Annotated in this window: 17 protein-coding genes; 13 read left to right on the top strand and 4 right to left on the bottom strand. The window is 54.6% G+C overall.

Annotated elements, in window-relative coordinates; all coding sequences use genetic code 11:
- Nucleotides 1-40 precede the first annotated feature (40 nt).
- The 3 genes from MUB23_RS06420 to MUB23_RS06410 all read left to right on the top strand — a co-directional run bounded on the left by MUB23_RS06420 (nt 41) and on the right by MUB23_RS06410 (nt 2,821).
- Complete coding sequence (locus MUB23_RS06420; RefSeq protein ID WP_244799548.1) at nt 41-673, top strand: cobalamin B12-binding domain-containing protein; 633 nt, start codon at nt 41-43, stop codon at nt 671-673.
- A gap of 11 nt (nt 674-684) precedes the next feature.
- Nucleotides 685-2,211: a PucR family transcriptional regulator gene (locus MUB23_RS06415; RefSeq protein WP_244799547.1), complete on the top strand. Its 1,527-nt coding sequence runs from the start codon at nt 685-687 to the stop codon at nt 2,209-2,211.
- A 280-nt stretch (nt 2,212-2,491) separates the two neighbouring features.
- Complete coding sequence (locus MUB23_RS06410; protein WP_244799546.1) at nt 2,492-2,821, top strand: hypothetical protein; 330 nt, start codon at nt 2,492-2,494, stop codon at nt 2,819-2,821.
- 65 nt (nt 2,822-2,886) lie between these two features.
- Here MUB23_RS06410 and MUB23_RS06405 read toward each other — a convergent pair whose 3' ends face one another.
- A complete protein-coding gene (locus MUB23_RS06405; RefSeq protein ID WP_244799545.1) occupies nt 2,887-3,405 on the bottom strand; it encodes a hypothetical protein in 519 nt (172 codons plus the stop codon).
- Between the two features lie 83 nt (nt 3,406-3,488).
- Complete coding sequence (locus MUB23_RS06400; protein WP_244799544.1) at nt 3,489-5,060, bottom strand: S1 family peptidase; 1,572 nt, start codon at nt 5,058-5,060, stop codon at nt 3,489-3,491.
- 236 nt (nt 5,061-5,296) lie between these two features.
- Here MUB23_RS06400 and MUB23_RS06395 point away from each other — a divergent pair, with 236 nt between their 5' ends.
- The 10 genes from MUB23_RS06395 to MUB23_RS06350 all read left to right on the top strand — a co-directional run bounded on the left by MUB23_RS06395 (nt 5,297) and on the right by MUB23_RS06350 (nt 17,589).
- Entirely contained in the window at nt 5,297-6,454 is a 1,158-nt protein-coding gene (locus MUB23_RS06395; protein WP_244799543.1) for a phosphoribosyltransferase domain-containing protein, read from the top strand.
- Nucleotides 6,438-7,511: a cysteine protease StiP family protein gene (locus tag MUB23_RS06390; protein WP_244799542.1), complete on the top strand. Its 1,074-nt coding sequence runs from the start codon at nt 6,438-6,440 to the stop codon at nt 7,509-7,511. Before MUB23_RS06395 ends, MUB23_RS06390 begins: the two co-directional genes overlap by 17 nt.
- 146 nt (nt 7,512-7,657) lie before the next feature.
- Nucleotides 7,658-10,141, top strand: a complete 2,484-nt coding sequence (locus MUB23_RS06385; protein ID WP_244799541.1) for a YceG family protein — start codon at nt 7,658-7,660, stop codon at nt 10,139-10,141.
- Between the two features lie 6 nt (nt 10,142-10,147).
- Complete coding sequence (locus MUB23_RS06380) at nt 10,148-11,284, top strand: toxic anion resistance protein (protein ID WP_244799540.1); 1,137 nt, start codon at nt 10,148-10,150, stop codon at nt 11,282-11,284.
- 50 nt (nt 11,285-11,334) lie between these two features.
- Nucleotides 11,335-11,916: a TerD family protein gene (locus MUB23_RS06375; protein ID WP_244799539.1), complete on the top strand. Its 582-nt coding sequence runs from the start codon at nt 11,335-11,337 to the stop codon at nt 11,914-11,916.
- Between the two features lie 11 nt (nt 11,917-11,927).
- Complete coding sequence (locus MUB23_RS06370; RefSeq protein ID WP_244799538.1) at nt 11,928-12,509, top strand: TerD family protein; 582 nt, start codon at nt 11,928-11,930, stop codon at nt 12,507-12,509.
- Nucleotides 12,510-12,521: 12 nt separating this feature from the next.
- Nucleotides 12,522-13,112, top strand: a complete 591-nt coding sequence (locus tag MUB23_RS06365; protein WP_244799537.1) for a TerD family protein — start codon at nt 12,522-12,524, stop codon at nt 13,110-13,112.
- Nucleotides 13,113-13,242: 130 nt separating this feature from the next.
- Nucleotides 13,243-15,891, top strand: coding sequence for a calcium-translocating P-type ATPase, PMCA-type (locus MUB23_RS06360; protein WP_244799536.1), 2,649 nt, complete (start codon nt 13,243-13,245; stop codon nt 15,889-15,891).
- Between the two features lie 111 nt (nt 15,892-16,002).
- Nucleotides 16,003-16,797 carry an HAD family hydrolase gene (locus MUB23_RS06355; RefSeq protein WP_244799535.1) on the top strand — a complete coding sequence of 265 codons (795 nt, stop codon included), beginning with the start codon at nt 16,003-16,005 and terminating at the stop codon, nt 16,795-16,797.
- A gap of 72 nt (nt 16,798-16,869) precedes the next feature.
- Nucleotides 16,870-17,589, top strand: a complete 720-nt coding sequence (locus MUB23_RS06350; RefSeq protein ID WP_244799534.1) for a lysophospholipid acyltransferase family protein — start codon at nt 16,870-16,872, stop codon at nt 17,587-17,589.
- Here the strand turns inward: MUB23_RS06350 and MUB23_RS06345 are convergent.
- Together MUB23_RS06345 and MUB23_RS06340 are read right to left on the bottom strand one after the other, a co-directional pair.
- Nucleotides 17,586-18,341 carry a lysophospholipid acyltransferase family protein gene (locus MUB23_RS06345; RefSeq protein ID WP_244799533.1) on the bottom strand — a complete coding sequence of 252 codons (756 nt, stop codon included), beginning with the start codon at nt 18,339-18,341 and terminating at the stop codon, nt 17,586-17,588. The two genes, MUB23_RS06350 and MUB23_RS06345, sit on opposite strands and share 4 nt — an antisense overlap.
- Before the next feature lie 12 nt (nt 18,342-18,353).
- Complete coding sequence (locus tag MUB23_RS06340; RefSeq protein WP_244799532.1) at nt 18,354-19,802, bottom strand: nicotinate phosphoribosyltransferase; 1,449 nt, start codon at nt 19,800-19,802, stop codon at nt 18,354-18,356.
- Nucleotides 19,803-20,101: the final 299 nt, after the last annotated feature.

The following is a 20,101-nucleotide window of genomic DNA, read 5'->3' as shown; positions in this document are numbered from 1 at the left end:
CCGTTATACTAAAAGCATGATCGTGATAGGGGGAAGATAAATGCCTATCCTTGAAGAAATCCAGGCGGCAATCGAAAACGGCCGCCCGAAAGATGCAGAGCGGCTGATCTCCCGTGCAGTGGAGGAAGGAATCCGCCCTTCTGTGATCCTGGAAGAAGCGATGATAACGGCGATGCGAAACGCAGGAGAGTACTACCGGAATAATGACGGCGACATTCCCAGAATCCTGGCCGCTGCGAGGAGCATGCGGAAAGGATTGAATATTTTGGAGCCCTATTTGGAAAAAGACAAAGTCTGTTTTTTAGGGACTGTCCTGCTGGGGACGATAGAGGGAGACCTGCACGACGTAGGAAAAAATTTGGTTGCCATGATGTTTCGAAGCGCTGGATTCCACGTGATCGATCTGGGCGTGGATGTGTCGGAAAAACAATTTTTAAAAGCGGTGCAGGACAACCCTCAGGTGCAGATTGTCTGCATCTCATCCTTGCTGACGACTTCCATGCCGGAGATGCGCCGTGTTGTGAAAAGTCTCCGTGAGAGCGGGCCGCCGAATCTAAAGATCATGGTCGGCGGAGGCTCTGTCACCCAGGAGTTCGCTGATGAAATTGGGGCGGATGCCTATACGGAGACGGCGGTGGATGCGGCTGAGGTGGCGAAGAAATTTACTAATTAACGGGAGGGCCCATGAAATTAACGGCGGTTACGGCGGCAGAACGGCTGAAAGCCTGGTTTCCAAGCCTGGAATATGAGTTGCGAAAAGGGGGGCCCCGGTTGGGACGCCCTCTTTTGTATGTGGAAGGCCAGGATATCCTTCCGGAACATTTTTACCTCACGGACCGTCCGGTGAAGGAACCGGAGCATGCCGGATCGTGCTGTTTCCTTTTTTGCGGGGAGGCCTCGGAGCTTCCCTGGAAAAGCGACTGGATCCGAGTGCAACAGGGAGAATTGGCCGCGGTCTTCAATGCGCTTCAAACTGTCTTCGACGAATTGGAAACGTGGGAGGAAGATTTAGAGCAGATTTTGGAACGGGACGGCAGTGTGAGGGAGTTGCTGGAGCGGTCTCATCCGGTATTTCAAAATCCCCTGGCTGTGGTGGCCCGGGATTTTTCCCTGACCGCCCAGGCAGGGCTGGATCAATTTCCGGCGGGAGCGGAATTTTTCCGCCCCGGCCCGGAGCAGATGGAATACATCAATGCTCTGAAAGAGGACGAGCTTTACAATCAGATGCTGGAAACAGAGGGCGCGTTCTGGTATCCAGGCCATATCATGGGATTTGGCTCCTGGAATGTAAACCTTCGCCGCCAGGGCAGTTCGACGCACCGGCTGGTTTTGATGGAGCAAGAAAGAAAACTGGGGGAAGGCGACGCCTGTATCCTGGAGCGCCTGGCCTGTTTTGCAGGCAGGCTTCTGTACCGGAAAGGCACGGCGCTGCCGGACAGCGATAGTCTGCGGGCAGTTTTTAAACGAATTTTGTCGGACCGGACGGCGGACTATGTGGAGAACAGCCGCAAGATTTCGGCTCTGGGATGGGGGGAGCAGGATTCCTACCTCTGCCTGGTCTTCCAGACCACGTATCTGGACGAGAAAAATCTGACTGCCAATGCAACTTGCAGCTATATGGAGGAGTGGTATTCTCCGGCATGCAGTTTTACCTTCCAGAAGGATATCGTAACGTTTTTTAACTTGACCCTGGCAGGGGGAGACATAGAGGAACTGAGCGGGCGTCTCAAATATTTTATCCGGGAAAGTTTCCTGAAGGCCGGATACAGCCGGGTGATGCAGGGACATTCCAACCTGCGCCGCCAGTACGTGCAGGCAACCATCGCCCTTGACGTGGGCAGCCGGCGGAAGCCTTATTTATGGATCCATTGGTTTAACAGCGTGGCGTTTTCCTATATCCTGGAACAGTCCGCCCGCCGCCTTCCGGGGTATATGCTGTGCCATGAGGGGCTTTTGAAACTTCGAAAGCAGGATGAGAACCAGCATACCGAATACTACAAAACGCTTCGGATCTATTTGGAGGAGAATTCGAATGCTACCCAGGCGGCCCGCCGTCTGTTTATCCACCGGAGCACGTTTTTGTACCGGCTGGAACGGATCAAAGAGATTTTGGAGTCGGAGCTTTCGGATCCGGAGGAATTGCTGTATTTGAATTTTTCTTACCGGCTGATGGAGCAGGAGGAGGCAAAAGATCTTCGTTCCGAGTCTTAGCTTTCCTACGTCAACTCAATTTTGCAGGGCGCGGTGCAGGAGAGCCTCTTTTCCTGCGCTTTTTGCGCACCAGAACAAAAACAAACAGGACCCTTGCGGGCCCTGTTTGAAAAAGGGAAGGAAAAATATGAAAAAAAGCAATCAATCAATCGCCAGTACGCTATTTTGAAGTTCCTCAGATGTTTTTCTGATTTCCTTTTGATGATGTTAGTATACCCAGGGAACGTGAAGAAATTATGTTTCCTGCGTGAAATAATTGTTAAAAAAATAAAGACAAAATGTGAATAAGCAAGCTACCAGCGCCCGAAGGGCCCAAAAGGAAACAGCGGCCTGCGGGGCGGCCTTGGTCCGTAAGGGGGCCGCGGACCATAGGGCGGTCTCGGCGGAAGCGGCGGCGGAGGAGGAGTCGGACGGCATCCGCCGCCGCAGGGACCGGGCGGAGGAGGCGGAGGAGGAGTCGGACGGCATCCGCCGCTGCAAGGGCCAGGCGGCGGAGGAGGGGGCGGACCGGGCGGACCCGGCGGCGGTGGAACCGGCGGTCTTGGCGGAGGAGGAGGGGGGCCTACAGGCGGCCGCGGCGGATAATATCCAGGAAAAGGAAATGACATAATGATATCTCCTTTTTTTCATAGTTTATGCAGCCGCGGGCAGGAGGTTCGAAACCGAAATCTCTTCTCAGTCCATTTCAACCGGTAGCTTCTTTTCTACCCGGTACAAGATCACTCCAAGCAGACTTAGCGCCAGGAGCAGGGCCAGCTGGATCAGACTCTGGGGCGTAACAGCCGAATGGACCAGCGTGGCGATCAAATTTGTCACGAAACTGGCGGAAAAAAGGATGGAGTTGGCAAAGGAAATCTTCCGCAGCCGCCCATATTGCTGCTCGTACTGCATTCGTTCCATCTTTTCCGGACGGAACGGGCAAAAGGCCGCCTCAATCAGGAAAAACAGCAGAAGAATGAAGCTGGCGCCGAAAGGCAGGGCAGCATAAATGGCGTAGAGGGAAATAGTCGGCAGGAGGCCGGCCGCAATCAGGATACCCAGAAGGGCTAGGGCAAGCAGCAGCTGTAATATCCAAAATTTTCGGTATTCTTTTGGCTCCAGCGGAATATGGTACCATCTTCCGACATATTGGTAGGTCTTTTTTCCGTTCCGGACCCCGTTCAATTCATAGTCACCTTGGTATTGCTTTCTCATAGGATCTCCGTTCTGCCGCGGCGGCGGCAACTTTTTTCTTTGAAATCTGTATCTCTTGTTTTGGTATCGGTGTTTCCCGTTTTTTATTGGCTGGGAAGAAATCCGCGGCAGAACTGGGAAATCGTCTTGATATCCACAGCCAGGTTCAAGTTCTGCCCGTTGTCGAAGCCTGCGGTCAGGATTCCGATCAGCTCTCCGTACAGGTTCAGCAGCGCCCCTCCGGAGCTCCCGTGGGAGGTGGGAGCGGTGAACTGGATCATGGAGTGTCCGTCGATGTCACGGAAGCCGGAGATAATGCCGTCGGAGACGGAGTTGAACAACCCCAGCGGACTTCCGATGGCAACGACTTTCTGGCCGCGTACCAGAGTTTCACCCTGCTTCATCAGCGGGATCGGATGGCAGCGGCGGTCGATCCGCAGCAAGGCCAGATCGCTGAGAGGATGGTATTTCAGCAGGTCATCGGTTGGATGGGTCTCGGTCTCCCCTTCCAGCTGAACCCGGTAATACGCGCCGTCGCTGACCACATGGAAGTTGGTCAGAATATAGCCTTCTTCCCCGATAAAAACGCCGGATCCGGTCTTAAAGCACTGGTTGTTCCGGTCAAAAACCTGGATCATGACCACACTCGCCGCAAGCTTTGCCAGCTCCTCATAGCTCAGGGGTTCCCTGGAAGGGGCTGGGCGGTAGGAAGCGGCGGAGGGACGTCCGGCTGGAACCGAAGGCGTCTGCGCCCGCGCCGGAAGCGCGGCGGGCCGGGAGGCAGGAGGCGTCCCCGGCGGCCGGGAACCTGCGGGCGGCTTAGTCCTTTTCGGAGGGCGCGCCAGAGACGGACGGATGGGCTGTCTTGTCACAGGGGCGGATCCGGCAGCAGGCGGGGAAACGCCCGGACGGCGTTCTGGCACAGGAGATGCCGGGCAAGCGGCAGCGATAGGCCGGCGCGGCGCAGAAACCGGCGCCGTGGGCGAGTGTTCCTTTTTAAACAAAAGGGACTCCTGAAAAGGCCGGATCATGGCCAGGTTTTTCCACTTTTCATCGAGACAGAAACGGTCTTGCTCCACGAGAAAAAGGACGTCGCAGCCGGACTGCACGAGAAAATATAAAAACAGATATTCCGGCCATTTCAGAGGACCGGAGTAGAGAAACTTCGGGGAGGCGGCGAGAATCAATTTTCCCGCAAACAGGGCGGGGAAATATAAGTCGATCCAAAACAGCAGCCGGACCGAAAAATTTTCCAGCATGGAAGGACTTGCGCCGGGAGCGCCTTCCCGGTAGGTACGCAGCACTTGATGAAAGCGCACGATCAGGGAATCTTGGAGGGTGGAATCCTCAAAGCGGAAAGAAAGCGCAAGCTCATGGGGATTTTCATCGAATTCCCTCCGCACGTCCCGATAGAATGCCACCTGATCAGGGGACATCCGGTTCTCCAAGCGGGAGAGGCACAGATATCCCGCCTCCGTTCTCTGCCGCCGGATTTCTAAGAGTTCAGTGCATTTTTGAAGCTCGCGGGCGGGTCCCTCTTGCCCGGCACGGGTCAAAAGGCCAAAAAACCAGACATCTTTCCGATAGTCGGAAAAACGCCCGTTTATCTGACAGAAAGCAGCCATATCGGTCAGTCCCATTTTGTTGATTACTGTGGAAAATAGATGATCGTTCATAGGTATTTTCTCCGGCAGTCTTGTTGTGTTAAAATGATTATAGCACACCCAGGCTCTTTTACAAGCGGCAAGCCTTTCCCCTCCGGGGTTTACAAACGGATCCGGCGCCTTTTTCATCCGGAGTTTTCTCTCTGCCGCAGTAGGGATGATCCGTCCCTGCCATTTTCCATGAATTATATATAAATTTAAAGAATATTAATAGATTTTTTGCAAAGGTATGTAGTATAATTATACCCATGAACAAGATATTAAATGAACAGAAAACATATACACAATCAGATCTGGTGTGGGTGGCCGGACGGGAGAACAACAGCCGGCGTCCCTATCTTCTTGTAAACCCGCTTCAAGGTAAGCATGTCCCAGCGGATCCTCTTGCCGTGAGAGCCCTTTATTCTGCGCTGGCCGGTGAGATCGCTTCCCGGACCGGGGCGGAGGAACGCGTGCTGGTCATCGGCTTTGCTGAGACGGCGACTGCGGTTGGAGCAGGGGTGGCAGCCGCCCTGCCTCAGGAGACGGAGTACATTCAGACGACGCGGGAAGATGTTACCGGTGCAGAATACCTTTATTTTTCCGAAGTTCACAGCCATGCCACGGAGCAGAAATTGGTGAAAGACGGGCTGATCCCGATTTTAAGGGCGGCGGACCGTGTTATTTTCGTGGATGACGAGGTGACGACCGGAAACACGATTCTAAATCTGATCCGGGAACTGGAGAAGGAATGCGGGCCGGACTGCCGCTATGCAATCGCGTCATTTTTGAACGGTATGGAGCCTGCTGTGCGGGATCGGTTCCGGAAGGATTCGATTGAGCTGTTTTATTTGTTGGAGACGGAAAATCAAAAGCTGGGAATGCAGGTGGACCGGTTTGCCTATGACGGCGAGATGCAGGACGCGGCGGACGGCCTTCTTCCGGAGCAGGTGGAAGAATATCAGCTGCCGGGGGCTGGGAATACCCGCCGGGCCGTAGAGATTCAGGAATACCAGAAACAATGTGAAGCATTGGCGGAGAAGCTTTCCCAAACCGTTCCGGATTCGGCAGGCCGGGTTTTGGTGCTGGGAACCGAGGAATTGATGTATCCGGCTTTGATTACGGCTTCCCGGCTGCAAACGGCCGGGAGGGAGGTTCGCTTCCATGCGACGACCCGCAGCCCGATCCGGACAAGCAGGGAGGAGGATTATCCCCTTCACAGCCGGTACCGGCTGAACAGCTTATATGAGGAGGGGCGGACCACATTTGTCTACAACCTGGCAGCCTACGACCAGGTGTTTGTGCTGACAGATGCGGCGCAGGGGAGGACGGACGGCATGGCCTCGCTGCTTTCTGCTTTGAAGAAGGCGGGAAACGATCAAGTCAAAATATTTTGGTTGGTGGATACCGATGAGAAGCACATATAAGGAAGAGGATGTTGTCCTGCTGTTAAAGGACATTACAGGAATGCTCGCGCCCCAGTCCACGGAGGAAAGGGAACGGCGGATCCAGTCCGGCACCCATTATTCGGAGATGCTGCCGCGGGAATACGTGCCAACCCCGGAATATATGGAAGCTTACCGGGAAGCGCTGCGGCACTACGCAGCCGGGACGGCCCAGGCGGCCGCAGGAGCTGCGGAACTGGTCTATGCCGAAAAGGGCCGGGATTTGGTGCTGGTTTCTCTGGCAAGAGCCGGGATTCCCGCCGGAATTTTAATGAAACACTACCTGAGACGGCAATACGGTTTCGAGGTGCCTCACTACGGCATATCGATTATCCGGGACCGGGGGATCGACAAAAATGCGATGCGGTATCTCCTGGAACGATTTCGGCCGGAGCAGCTTCAGTTTGTCGACGGCTGGATTGGCAAAGGCGCGATTCTCCGGGAACTGGAACGGGAGTGCCGGGCATTTCCCGGCGTCAGCCCTGAACTGGCGGTTCTGGCCGATCCTGCCGGGCTGACGCGTCTTGCCGGGACCAGGGAGGATCTTTTGATTCCCAGCTCTTGCCTGAACTGCACGGTTTCCGGGCTGATCAGCCGCACGGTCCTGAGGGATGACCTGATCGGACCAGATGATTTTCACGGGGCAGTTTATTATGGCGAGATGGAAGAACAGGATTTGTCCTACGATTTCCTCCATACGGTGGAGGCGGAATTTGACGGGAACGGCAGCCAGCGCGAAACAAAAGCTCTGGATCCGGAGAATGCCGGGCGTCTGAGAAATGGGTTTCAGGAAGTGGAGGAGATTGTCTCCCATTTTGGGATCTCGGATATCAACTTTGTCAAGCCGGGGATCGGGGAGACTACCCGTGTTTTGCTGCGCCGCGTGCCGCATCAGATTTTGATCCGGGAGGCGGAAAAGGACAGCCCGATGCTGCGCCACCTGCTCCGGCTGGCAGAGGAAAAACAGGTGCCGGTGGAGTTCTATCCCCTGGAGCATTACAGGGCCTGCGGCATTATCCGAAAATGCAGGGATATCTGAAAATAATTGCAGCGGACCGGTAAATGTGTTACACTGAAAGACAGTACGGATGACAGGAAAACCAGCCGCGCATCGGTGAGAGCGGCAGCCGCGTTCCGCGAAATCGCCGGGCGTGGCCGGAAACAACAGGATAGGGGTAGGGGATCATGTACCGAAGAGTTCAAATTCACAGATTGGAGGATTTCTGGCTCCCTTTGTCCTCGCGTAGCGAGAAGGGGGTTTATTTCTATCGGTTTTTTCGCTACAGCGAGGAAATCCGGCGGTTTATTGAACTCTATTTAAAACAGGCAAAGCAGTGCGGCGTCGTGCTTTTGGGCAAGCTGCCGAATCCAAATGAAAAACAGCTGGACTACTATGAGGAGATCATGGGGAAGGACTTCCGCCCGGACAAGGAGTTCGTGGCGGCCGCCATGAAGCGCTGGCTGCCCCGCCTGAGCGACGGCCAGCGGGAAGACGTGGTCTTATCAATGATGAGCACACTGGATTTTTTAAAACGGGAAGGAAAAAGCCAGGATATGCTGCGGAACGCGTATATCAAGTTTATGTGCTGGCTTTATTATAAGTTTGAGCGGATCCTGAACCAGTTGGGAAAGGATCAGGTGCCGAAGATCTTGTACGAAGGCACGGTCAGCCGCTATGAGCTGGATTTACTTTCGATCCTGGCTGAGGCTGGCTGCGATATTATTCTCTTGGAATACCAGGGGGATCAGGGATACCTGAAACTGGATCCCGGCTCCCGTCGCTCTTTCCCCTATACGGGGGCGGCGGCATCGGATTTTCCTCCGGGATTTTCCATAGCGGCGCTGGAGAAGGAAGCATTGCAGGCCGCGGCCGGAAACCGGGCGCCGGTCAGGACCGCGCCGCAGGGGCCTTCGGTCCGGCCGGGAGGCGCTCCGGTGAGAATGAGTCCGCCGGGAGGGAATCCTGCGCCGCAGACGGCGCGGCCGCGTCCCACGACGGTCAGAATGACACCGCCTCCGGTTCGTCCGTCTGTGCCGCCCATTCGACCAGCCACGCCGCCGGTCCGGCCGTCTGTGCCGTCTGCCCGGGCTGCTTCCCCGGTTCGTCCGGCAGGAGCCGAGCGTCCCCTGGTCGGGACCAACGCGTGGCTGTCCGGCGATCTTTTTGGGGATTCCCGGAAAAAGAGGGCGGAGCGGGGCGGCGAGCCCCAGGTGATCTACAACATGCTGATTCGGATGACCGGCGCGGAAGATCCGGTTACTTACAGCCAGGAGCTTTTTCGCTGGAAGGTGGATATAGAGGCCCAGGGCCGGAAGTTCGTGGTTTGGGAATCGCTGCCGCCTCCGTCCAATGAAGAAATCCAGGCCGTAAATCCACAGAATTACCAAAGCCTGGGGCAGATCGCCGGCGGGCTGGCCGGAAGACTTCGGTATCTCGCAAAGCCTGCGCTGGATGGCATGGTCCGAAAAGCCTTTGCCGCGCTTTTGGATGAGGAAGCCGGGGAGCCGGGCATCAGCCTGAACCGGCTGAAAAATCAGGCAGTATATCTTGCCTGTTGGTGGAACCGTTATTGCCAGGAGCTTTTTCAAGGATGGAAGGAAGATGCCTACCCAACCGCCGTTTACTTTGGAACCTGCCGGAAACAGGAAGCTTTGTTCCTCCGGTTTTTGTCCCTGCTGCCCGTGGATGTCTGGGAGATCAGCCCCCAGGCGGGAGGCGGAGGGGAGTGGAGCGATCCGCGCCTCTTTGAGCGGAAACAGGAAAACACCGTGGTCCTCGCCCATTTTCCGAAAAGCGTCTCGGATCTCAATGCGGGAACCGTAGCTTACCATGCCGAGCAGGAATTAAACACCATGCTGTATCAGGACACGGGCATGTACCGGGAGCGGCAGTATAAGAAAGCAGAGCCCTTGATTTTGCAGACCATGTACGAAGAGATCGGCCTTCTCTGGGATCAGGAATTGACCTACCGGCCGAATTTCGAGGTTCTCCAGGACGAAGTGGTGCTGCCGGTGCTGGCGGCCAAAGTCAGCGGCGTGAAAAATGGGAACGTGGAGGAATACTGGAAAGAAATCCGGAAACTTCTGACACCCGACGCGGTTTTTGTGAAGCGGGATTTCCGCCTCAGCGACAGCGATCCTTTGATGGCGTACACCGCCCAGTTCTTCAAGAACCGGCGGCTGGACCGGCAGAAAATCAAGGCGCACAAGTGTTATACCTACGGAATTTTGCGGGAGGAAATTCAGAATTATATTCTCAGCAGGATCCAATATCTGATCGACCGTCAGTGGATCCGGGGAACCTTTACCCAGGGGATTGAATACCGGATTTTAGCCGTGGGACTGAGCCTGAACCGGGAGATCCTAAGAAGGATCCAGAAATTTGACTTTACGAAAAAAAATCCAAAGCTGATCTTTGTCTGCCCCGATGAGCGGGTGCTGAGCCTGGAGGATGGGATTGCGGCCGCGCTGCTTTCTCTGATCGGTTTCGACGTGGTATTCTTCGTGCCGACCGGGTATCAGGTCGTAGAACAGCATTTTGAAAAAAAATGGCTGATCGAGCATGAGATCGGGGAGTACCTTTACGATCTGCGGATTCCCAACTGGGATTCTACGGCGGGGGGAAGCCAGCAGGGCGGCTTATGGAATAAAATATTCAAGAGAGGATGAGCAGATATGGGATTAAATTTTAACTCACCGGCGGGAACAAAGCCGGCGGCTCCGGCGGTCGAGGAAACCGAAATCGTGCCCTTCGACGTTATGGAGGATCAGCAGAAGCTGCGGACACAGATGGTAAATTCGGAGGAAGTGGACCGGATCGCCAGCACCATTTCCGTCTATGAGCTGGACACCATCGTCAGCTTCGGCGGCGAGGTGGCGGAAAACGTGTCCCGCTGCTCCGACGCGGTGTTAAACAACATGAATATGAGCCAGTTGGACGATTCCAGCGCGATGCTGAACACCCTGGCCAAGATCATGGAGAAATTTGATATCGAGGAGATCAAGGAAAATCCTGGCCTCTTCGGAAAATTGTTCAACAACATGCGCAAGCAGCTGGACAAAATCCTGGCCAAATACCATACCATGGGCGAAGAGGTGGACAAGATCTACGTGCAGTTAAAGCAGTATGAGGCGGAGATCAAGCAGTCCAATAAAAAGCTGGAGGAAATGTTCCAGACCAACGTGGAATTCTTCCACGAGCTGGAAAAGTATATTCTGGCCGGGGAACAGGGCGTAAATGAAATCGCCCAGTACCGGGAACAGCGCCAGAAAGACTTTGAGGCCAGCGGGGATCCTTCGATTCAGTTTGAGCTGCAAAGCCTGGAACAGGCCCAGATGATGCTGGAGCAGAGAACCCAGGATCTGCGGATTGCCGAGAACGTGGCGATGCAGTCGATCCCCATGCTGAAGACCATGGAGTTCAGCAACATGAACCTGGTCCGCAAGATCAATTCCGCTTTCATCATCACGCTGCCGGTGTTTAAGCAGGCCCTGACCCAGGCGATTCTCTTAAAACGCCAGCGGATCCAGGCCGAGGCCATGTCCGCGCTGGATGAGAAGACCAACGAGATGCTGATCAAGAATGCCCAGAACACGGTGAACCAGTCTAAGATGACGGCTCAGCTGGCTTCCGGAAGCTCCATCAAGATTGAGACTTTGGAAAATACGTGGCATACCATCGTCACCGGCATCGAAGAGACCAAGCAGATCCAGGAGAACGCCAAACAGAAACGGGCCGAGGATCAGCAGCGTCTGGCCGCGATCAAAGGCGAGTTCCAGAAAATGATGACGTCTCAGGGACAGAAAATGTAACCAGCCGGTAACGGCAATTTATCATATCTCAAAATAAGGAGGGTAATCAAATGCCTGTAAATCTTCAAAAAGGACAAAAAGTAGATCTGACAAAGGGAAATCCGGGACTGAAGCACATCATGGTCGGCCTGGGCTGGGATGTAAACCAGTATGACGGCGGAGCGGACTTTGACCTGGACGCAGCGGCGTTCCTGCTGAACGAGAGCGGCAAGGCTCCCAGCGGAGAAGATTTCATTTTCTATAACAACTTAAAACATAGCAGCGAGTCTGTGGAGCACATGGGCGACAACCTGACCGGCGAGGGCGAAGGCGACGACGAGCAGATCAAAGTGGATCTGACGAAGGTTCCTGCCAATATCGCGCGGGTTGCGTTTACCGTAACAATTTTTGACGCGGAGTCCCGCCGTCAGAATTTCGGACAGGTCAGCAATTCCTACATCCGCATTGTGGACGAGGATACGAATCAGGAAATCATCCACTATGACCTGGGTGAGGACTTCTCCATTGAGACCGCGGTTGTGGTCGGCGAGATTTACCGCCATGGAGGAGAGTGGAAGTTCAACGCGATCGGAAGTGGTTACCAGGGCGGCCTGGCGGCGCTCTGCGCCAACTATGGCATTGATACGGAATAAAGGAGGACAATATGCCGGTTTGTTTGACAAAAGGTCAGAAAGTAAGTCTGACCAAAGGAAATCCGGGATTGCAGAAGGTTCTGGTCGGTTTGGGCTGGGATCTGAACCGATATGACACGGGCGGAGATTTTGATCTCGACGCGTCCGCGTTCCTGCTGGGAGAGAATGGACAGGTGACCCGCTCGGAGGATTTCATCTTTTTTGGCAACGCAAAGGATCCCAGCGGTGCGGTGGAGCACATGGGTGATAACCGGACCGGAGAAGGCGAGGGGGACGATGAGCAGATTCGGATCGATCTTTCCAAAGTGCCGGCTCAGGTTACCCGGATTGCCTTTACGGTCACGATCTACGAGGCGGAGGCCAGAGGACAGAATTTCGGCCAGGTGGACAATTCGTTTGTGCGGATTGTGAACGAGCAGTCCGGCGAAGAGCTGCTGCGCTATGATCTGGGCGAGGATTTCTCGATCGAGACGGCGGCTGTGTTCGGTGAACTGTACCGCCACGGCGACGAGTGGAAGTTTAATGCGATTGGAAGCGGCTACCAGGGAGGCCTGGCGGCGCTCTGTGCAAATTATGGGGTGGAAACGGAATAGGAGGGCTTTAAAATGGCCGTTAGTTTACAAAAGGGACAAAAAGTTAGCCTGTCAAAGGACAATGCCGGTTTGGACCGCGTGATCGTGGGCCTGGGCTGGGACGAGGCGCCCCGGCCGCGGGGATTATTCTCCATGAAGCCGGCTGCCATCGACTGCGATGCCTCCGCGCTGATTTTGCAGAACGGCAAACTGGTCGGCGGAACCAAGGATATTGTTTATTTCGGCAATCTGGAGCACAAGAGCCGTGCGATTCATCATATGGGCGACAACCTGACCGGAGCGGGCGAAGGGGACGACGAGCAGATCGTTGTGGAACTGCAGAAAATTCCTGCGGAGTACGACCGGATCGTGTTGGTGGTCAATATCTACGACGCGGTGAAGAGAAAGCAGCATTTCGGCATGATCCGGAACGCGTTTATCCGCCTGGTTGACGCGAGAAACAATCAGGAAATGTGCCGCTACAACCTGTCTGAGAGCTACGACAATATGACCGCCATGATTTTCGGAGAGATTTACCGTCACGGCGGAGAATGGAAATTCAGCGCCATTGGCCAGGCCACCCAGGATCCGGGCCTCGGAGATCTCGCAAAACGGTACATGTAAAACTTCTTTCAAAGGGGGAAGAGGGGAGACCAGTCTCCCCTTTCTTTTCTGTTACCGGGAAAGCGAAACGGTTCGTATTTCCTGAGGGCAGAACAAAGCTTGAAAAGATTTCGATGGAGAAATGAGTAAAATGGACAAAAGGTATCAGGGGCTGACCGACCAGGAGGTCGAGGAAAGCCGGAAGAAACATGGCTCCAACTATATCCAGGAAGCGGAGCCGGAAACGTTTTGGCAGCAGTTTTTGGAGGGATTCCAGGACCCGATGATCCGGATCCTCTGCGTGATTGCCGTCATCATGCTGGTGATGTTCTTTGCCGGGCAGAGCGAATGGTTTGAGCCGGTGGGCACGATCATCGCCGTGCTGCTGGTAAACTTTGTATCGGCGAAGACAGGCGTATCCAACGATAACGCCTACCGGAAATTAAAGGAATCCCAGAAAAAGGATGTGGCCAAAGTTCTCCGTAACGGCGTGCTGACCGTCATCGAGGTCGACGACCTTGTGGTAGGGGACGTGGTGATCCTGCAGTCGGGAGACAAGGTGCTGGCCGATGGCGTTTTAGTGAAGGGCAAGCTGTCCGTGGACAACAGCGCCCTGAACGGCGAAGCCGAGGAATGTAAGAAGACGGCCGCTGAAGAAGGGTTCGTGATCCCGGAGGAAATCACCGGAGATACTTTCGTGGATTCCCACAGCCTGTTCCGCGGGGCGACCGTGCTGGACGGCGAGGGTTATATGGAAGTCCAGAAAGTCGGCGCGGCCACCATGATGGGCCAGATGGCGAAAGACATGGAGGACAAGGAGCCGGACTCCCCTCTGAAAGTAAAGCTGAATAAGCTGGCCAATCAGATTTCTATCTTTGGCTACATCGGCGGTATTGTGATCGCCGTGGCATATCTGATCCACTACGTGATCTTGGCCGGAGGCGTCTCCGCTTACCTGGCGCTGGGCTGGGTGGCCGTGTTAAAGGGGCTGATGACCGCCGTTTCCGTGGCGATCACCATCATTGTGTGCGCGGTGCCGGAAGGCCTGCCGCTGGTAATCGCTCTGGTCTTGATGCAGAATACCGGAAAGCTCTACAAGGTCAAGGTGCTGGTCCGGAAGTCCATCGGAATCGAGACAGCCGGATCCCTCAATATTCTTTTCAGCGATAAGACCGGAACCATCACCAAGGGGCAGCTGGAGGTCGTGGAGTTTTTGACCGGCGACGGCGAGGTCCTGGACGTGAAGGCCAGCGGAGCGGCGACGGCGATCAAAGGAAATCTTGATCTTTGCATCGGCAAGAATACCGGGGCCATGTTTGACAGCCGCCATCACGTAGTCGGCGGAAATATGACGGATCAGGCTTTGCTGAAATTCCTCGGCGAGGAGACCTATCAGATCCTGGCAAAGAACGAAGAGTGCGTCGTGACGGACCTGCAGGAGTTTAACAGCGCCAACAAATTCAGCCAGGCCTATATTGCCGCCCAGGGACGCACGTTCTATAAAGGCGCTCCGGAGCGGATTCTCGCAAAGGCGAAGAAATATCTGGATAAAGAAGGTCAGGAAAAAGATCTGGATCTGGATGTGGTCAATGAGAAGATCGATGCTCTGGCAAACCGGGCTATGCGTGTCCTGGCGTTCGGCTACAGTCCGAGCCCCCTGGTCCGCGATGAGATTAATGACGACGTGGTTCTGGTCGGACTGGTCGGCATCCGCGACGATGTGCGGCCGGAGGCCAAGGAGGCGATCCGCGAAGTACAGGAGGCCGGAATTCAGGTTATCATGATCACCGGCGACCGGAAGGAGACCGCGGTTGCCATCGCCAAGGAGGCGGGACTCTTCCAGAACGAGACGGATCTGGCGCTGACGTCCGCCGAGCTGAATGCCATGAGCGACGAGGAGGTCAAGGAGAAGATCCAGAATATCCGCGTGATTTCCCGCGCTCTGCCCACGGATAAGAGCCGTATGGTAAAGATCTGTCAGGAACTGAACCTGGTGGTCGGCATGACCGGCGACGGAGTCAACGACAGCCCGGCCCTGAAGGCGGCCGACGTCGGCTTTGCCATGGGAAGCGGCACGGACGTCGCCAAGGAAGCCGGCAAGCTGGTAATCCTGGACGACAACTTCAACTCGATTAAAAATGCGGTTTGGTATGGCCGGACCTTGTATATCAATATCCTGAAATTCTGCAAGATGCAGCTGGTGATCAACGTGGCTGCGGTGCTGGTATCCGCGATCTGCCCGTTCCTTGGCATTGAAGCACCGTTAAAGGTGACGCACCTGCTCTGGATTAATCTCTGTATGGACAGCTTGGCTTCGATCATGTTTGCCGGCGAGCCTGCGCTGACCGAATACATGCGCCACCGGCCGAGGAGGAGGGACGAATCCATCATCAGCAAGCCCATGGCGATCCAGATCCTGATCATGGGTGGCTGGCTGACCATCATGAGCCTGCTGTGGTTTAAGGTGCCGGTATTTTCCACCTTCTTTGAGAATGAGGCCCAGTTCTACACCGGCTTTTTCTGCATGTTTGTGTTTGCCTTCATGGTGAATGCGTTTAATGTCCGCAGCGACAGCTTGAATGTGCTGGCGCACATCAAGGAGAACCCTGTCTTTATCAAGGTGTGGTGCCTGATTATGCTGGTCCAGATCGTGATGGTCTCCGTGGGCGGCGTGATCGGTGAGATCTTCAGCTGTGAGCGGTTTGGCCTGAAGGGCTGGCTGATCGTCATTTTGATGGCGCTGACCATGTATCCCATCGACTTGATCCGGAAGCTGATTTTCCGGGCCGGGAATAAGTAAGAGGCTGAGAGTGCGGCAGAACATTTGCCGCACTCTTGTGATTCCAAGAGAAATCCTGCGGGATTTTCTGTGTAACAAAAAACGCTCCGCTGAGAAGAGAGGGAGAAAACGATGGCGAAACGAATGCTGGCGTCCGACCTGGACAATACGCTGATTTATTCTTACAAGCAGGACATCGGACGGGACAAGGTTTTGGTGGAGACCATGGAGGATAAAGAACTTTCCTTTATGACCAGAAAATCCTGGGAACTGCTCCGGGATCTCCGCGAAGAAATCCTCTTTGTGCCTGTCTCGACCCGCTCCGCAGACCAATATCGAAGAATCTGCTTCTTCCCGGACTGGACCCCGGACTTTGCCTTGGTCAGCAATGGAGGGACTCTTCTGACCGGAGGAAAAGAAGACCCGGAGTGGAGAGCGGAGACGGAAGAACGGATGCGGGATGCGGCGGACGAGCTTTTGGACGCCCGGCGCAGGATGGAGGAGGACCCGGACCGAAACTTTGAGGTGCGGCTGGTTGACGGTCTGTTTCTATTCACCAAGAGCGGCCGTCCGGAGCAAAGCATTTCCCGCCTGAAAGAAGAGAAATACTCCCGGCTGAACGTATACCGGAACGGGAGCAAGATTTACGCTCTCCCCCAATCACTGGAAAAGGGGGCGGCAGTGCGGCGTCTGCAGGAGAGGACCGGCTGCCCGGAGATTTGGTCCGCCGGGGACAGTGAATTTGACCTTCCCCTGCTGGAGGCGGCAGATCTCGCCTTCTTTCCCCAAGCCCTGAGGCCCCTGGTGGATCGGGACCCGGAGCGCTGCGTAACGGCGGGGGAGGGAGAGCTGCTTTCAGACGTCCTGCTCATGACGGTGCAGGCGCTTTTGCACGGGGAGAAAGAAGGGAAAACCATCCGGCGCTGATGGGTTTCCCTTGTATTTCCGGAAAAATTCTTGTATACTGACAAATGGTCTTTGACCTGAGGAGGTGAAGCAATGAAACGTATTACGTTTATGGTATTCCGGTTGATTCTCTTTGTCCCTTATTGGTTTGTCCGTCTAATGATCTATGCGTACACCAATGCCGGCACCGAGGAATCCCGTTACCGCCTGATCAAGCGCATTCTGACCAAGGCGAACAAAGCCGGGCGGGTGACGGTGGTCAGCTCCGGCGTGGAAAATCTCCCGCAGGAGATGGGATATATGATTTATCCGAATCATCAGGGGCTCTACGACACGCTCGCATTTTTTGAGACGGATCCCCATCCTTTTGTGCCCGTCATGAAAAGAGAAGTGACCAACACTTTTATGCTGAAACAGGTCCGGATGATTTTGAGGGGGATTACGATTGACCGGGACGATGTGAAAAGCGCCATGCGGACGATCCACGCGATTGCCGAGGAAGTGAAAAAGGGACGGAATTATCTGATTTTCAGCGAGGGGACCCGCAGCCGGAAGGGAAATCAGACCCTGGACTTTAAAGGCGGCAGTTTCAAGGCGGCCTACTACGCCAAATGTCCGATTGTTCCGGTGGCTCTGGTGGACTGCTACAAGGCGTTTGACACCAACTCGATTGCGCCGGTGACGATCCAGATCCACTATCTTCCTCCCATTCCTTATGAAGAATACAAAGACAAAAAGACCATGGAGGTGGCCTCCATGGTCCGTGGAATGATCGATGCGAAAATTGCGGAGGTGACGGGGGGCGCGGCTTAATTCCTGGCTGCCTCTTCCGCCGCCTTTGCGGCCGCTTCGCTGTACATTTCCTGTATCTTGCCCTGAACCAGATGGCTCAGGGCCTTTTTTTCTTCTTTGCTCATCGAAGCGACTTCGATGGGCTCTCCGAACTGAATGGTGACTTCCGTCATCCGGATGGCAGGATGATGGTTCTCGTAGATATCGTCGGTCTTGAAAAAGGCCACCGGCACAATGGGACAGCCGGACTTTTCAGCGATCTTGAAACTTCCCTCCTTAAAGGGCAGCATGGTCTCCCCGTGATTTCTGGTGCCTTCCGGGCAGATCCAGATCGAGACGCCGGATTTGACATAGGAGATGGCCTCCAAAATCGTTTTCAGGCCGGCCTTTAAGTTCTCCCGGTCCAAAAACAGACAGTAGAGGTTTTTCATCCACTGGCTTAGAAGCGGGATTTTTTCCATCTCCTTCTTGGCGATGAAGCCGGTCAGCCCCGGCACCAGGGTGTAGCCGCTGACAATGTCGAAGTAGCTGCGGTGGTTGCTGACGTAGAGAACCGCTGTGTCCTTGGGAATCCGGTCCTGCCCGATCACGTTCATCTTCACGCCGGATACTTTTAAGATAATCCGGAACATGGCCTGAATGATATGCAGGCTGCTGGTATCTTTTCGTTTTTTATTTACTTTTCCGATCACCCCTTCGACGCCCAGCAGGATCAGGCCTACGGTTGTCAAAAACAGGATGACCAAAGCGGCGACTAGTAAAAATCGTAACATGGTTTCCTCCGGTCAGTTCAGGCTGTCCAGAAGTTGGATCTTCAGGTTGTAAAGCTTCTGGGATAAATCCACATAAACCTTGTGGGGGTTGATAAAACGGCGGGTTTCATCCCACAGTGTGCTCAGTTCTTTCTTGCAGTATTCCTGGATTTCCAGGACGCTGGGGGACTCGTATACGCAGAGCCCTTTTTTGTAAATGGGAACCAGGATTTCCTTCATCGTATAAGTGCCGCCTTTGAGCAGAGTCTTTTTCCAGATAAAGGTCGGATCAAAGATCATCAGATCCTTGTCCTCCGGGAAAGTCTCCCCTTCCAGCGCAATCAGATCACCGATGATTTTCCCCGTATCTTTTTTATAAATCCGGTAGATAATCTTATTTCCGGGATTGGTGATTTTTTCGTTGTTTTCGGAACGCTTAATCTTCGGGATAAACTCTCCGGTTTTTTCATCCTGGATGGCGGCCAGCTTATAGACGCCGCCGAAGGACGGGCAGTCCTTGGAGGTGATCATGTTGGTGCCTACGCCCCAGGAAGTGATCAGCGCGCCCTGGTCTTTCAGGCTCTGGATCAGATACTCATCCAGATCGCAGGAGGCTGAGATGACGGCGTCTTGGAAGCCTGCCTCATCCAGCATCTTCCGCGCTTCCTTGGAGAGGTAGGCCAGATCGCCGCTGTCCAGACGGATTCCATACAGGCCAAATTCAATGCCAGCGTCTCTCATCTCCTGGAACACCTGGATGGCATGAGGTACGCCGCACTGCAGGGTATTGTAAGTATCGACCAGGAGAATGCAGGCCTTGGGATAGAGTTTGGCATAGTTCCGGAAGGCGGTCAGCTCATCCGGAAAACTCATGATCCAGCTGTGAGCGTGGGTACCCTTTACCGGCACGTTGAACATTTGGCCGGCCAGGACATTGCTGGTGCCGCAGCAGCCTCCGATGATCGCCGCCCGTGCGCCGTAGGTGCCGGCATCCGGGCCCTGAGCCCGGCGAAGGCCGAATTCCATGATGCCGTCGCCTTCGGCCGCCCAGCAGACGCGGGACGCCTTGGTGGCGATCAGGCTTTGATGATTGATCAAATTTAAGAGCGTGGTTTCGATCAGCTGCGCCTCCATGATCGGAGCGACGACCTTGACCAGCGGCTCATAAGGGAAGACCACGCTTCCTTCCGGGATCGCATAGATATCGCCGGAGAAATGGAAGCCGCGCAGGTATTCCAGGAATTCCTCGGAAAAAATTCCCAGGGAACGCAGATAAGTGATGTCGTCGTAAGTAAACTGCAAATGCCGGATGTAGTCGATCAGCTGCTCCAGACCCGCTGCGATGGCATAGCCGCTGCCGCAGGGATTTTTCCGGTAGAACATATCAAAAACCACGACTTCACGGGTGTCTTCGTTAAAATAACCCTGCATCATTGTCAATTCGTATAAATCTGTCATCAGGGTCAGATTTCTGTTCTTCATGAAAGCCTCCTATCACTGTATTGACGCGCCCCGGAGGTGGGTTCCGGCGGGGAGTGCTTGTCTATTCCACGTGATTATAGCATAGTAGGAGCCCTTTTCACAAGAGAAAACTTACCTTTCCTGGATAATTGGTGTTTTTGCGGCCAAAACACTTGACATTTCTTCAAGCAGACATTATAATAAGGAACACGAAATTGACGAACAACGTAGAGGAAGAGAGTACGCTTAGACCAAACGCCACAGCGAGCCGGGAAGGATGAGAGCCGGCGCCAGTAAGCTTTGCGGAAAATCACTTCGGA

This window comes from Cuneatibacter sp. NSJ-177 (genome assembly GCF_022867805.1).
Classification (GTDB): Bacteria; Bacillota; Clostridia; order Lachnospirales; family Lachnospiraceae; genus Pseudolachnospira.
The sequence above is the reverse complement of the archived record's forward strand: the minus strand, read 5'-3'. Positions and strand labels throughout refer to the sequence as shown.

Excerpts from the sequence above, each read along its gene's own strand:
- MUB23_RS06350 (WP_244799534.1), top strand. The coding sequence starts at position 16,870 with ATGAAACGTATTACGTTTATGGTATTCCGGTTGATTCTCTTTGTCCCT.
- MUB23_RS06390 (WP_244799542.1), top strand. The coding sequence starts at position 6,438 with ATGAGAAGCACATATAAGGAAGAGGATGTTGTCCTGCTGTTAAAGGAC.
- MUB23_RS06370 (WP_244799538.1), top strand. The coding sequence starts at position 11,928 with ATGCCGGTTTGTTTGACAAAAGGTCAGAAAGTAAGTCTGACCAAAGGA.
- MUB23_RS06375 (WP_244799539.1), top strand. The coding sequence starts at position 11,335 with ATGCCTGTAAATCTTCAAAAAGGACAAAAAGTAGATCTGACAAAGGGA.
- MUB23_RS06365 (WP_244799537.1), top strand. The coding sequence starts at position 12,522 with ATGGCCGTTAGTTTACAAAAGGGACAAAAAGTTAGCCTGTCAAAGGAC.
- MUB23_RS06340 (WP_244799532.1), bottom strand. The coding sequence starts at position 19,802 with ATGAAGAACAGAAATCTGACCCTGATGACAGATTTATACGAATTGACA.
- MUB23_RS06345 (WP_244799533.1), bottom strand. The coding sequence starts at position 18,341 with ATGTTACGATTTTTACTAGTCGCCGCTTTGGTCATCCTGTTTTTGACA.
- MUB23_RS06405 (WP_244799545.1), bottom strand. The coding sequence starts at position 3,405 with ATGAGAAAGCAATACCAAGGTGACTATGAATTGAACGGGGTCCGGAAC.
- MUB23_RS06360 (WP_244799536.1), top strand. The coding sequence starts at position 13,243 with ATGGACAAAAGGTATCAGGGGCTGACCGACCAGGAGGTCGAGGAAAGC.
- MUB23_RS06355 (WP_244799535.1), top strand. The coding sequence starts at position 16,003 with ATGGCGAAACGAATGCTGGCGTCCGACCTGGACAATACGCTGATTTAT.
- MUB23_RS06420 (WP_244799548.1), top strand. The coding sequence starts at position 41 with ATGCCTATCCTTGAAGAAATCCAGGCGGCAATCGAAAACGGCCGCCCG.
- MUB23_RS06415 (WP_244799547.1), top strand. The coding sequence starts at position 685 with ATGAAATTAACGGCGGTTACGGCGGCAGAACGGCTGAAAGCCTGGTTT.
- MUB23_RS06395 (WP_244799543.1), top strand. The coding sequence starts at position 5,297 with ATGAACAAGATATTAAATGAACAGAAAACATATACACAATCAGATCTG.
- MUB23_RS06380 (WP_244799540.1), top strand. The coding sequence starts at position 10,148 with ATGGGATTAAATTTTAACTCACCGGCGGGAACAAAGCCGGCGGCTCCG.
- MUB23_RS06385 (WP_244799541.1), top strand. The coding sequence starts at position 7,658 with ATGTACCGAAGAGTTCAAATTCACAGATTGGAGGATTTCTGGCTCCCT.
- MUB23_RS06400 (WP_244799544.1), bottom strand. The coding sequence starts at position 5,060 with ATGAACGATCATCTATTTTCCACAGTAATCAACAAAATGGGACTGACC.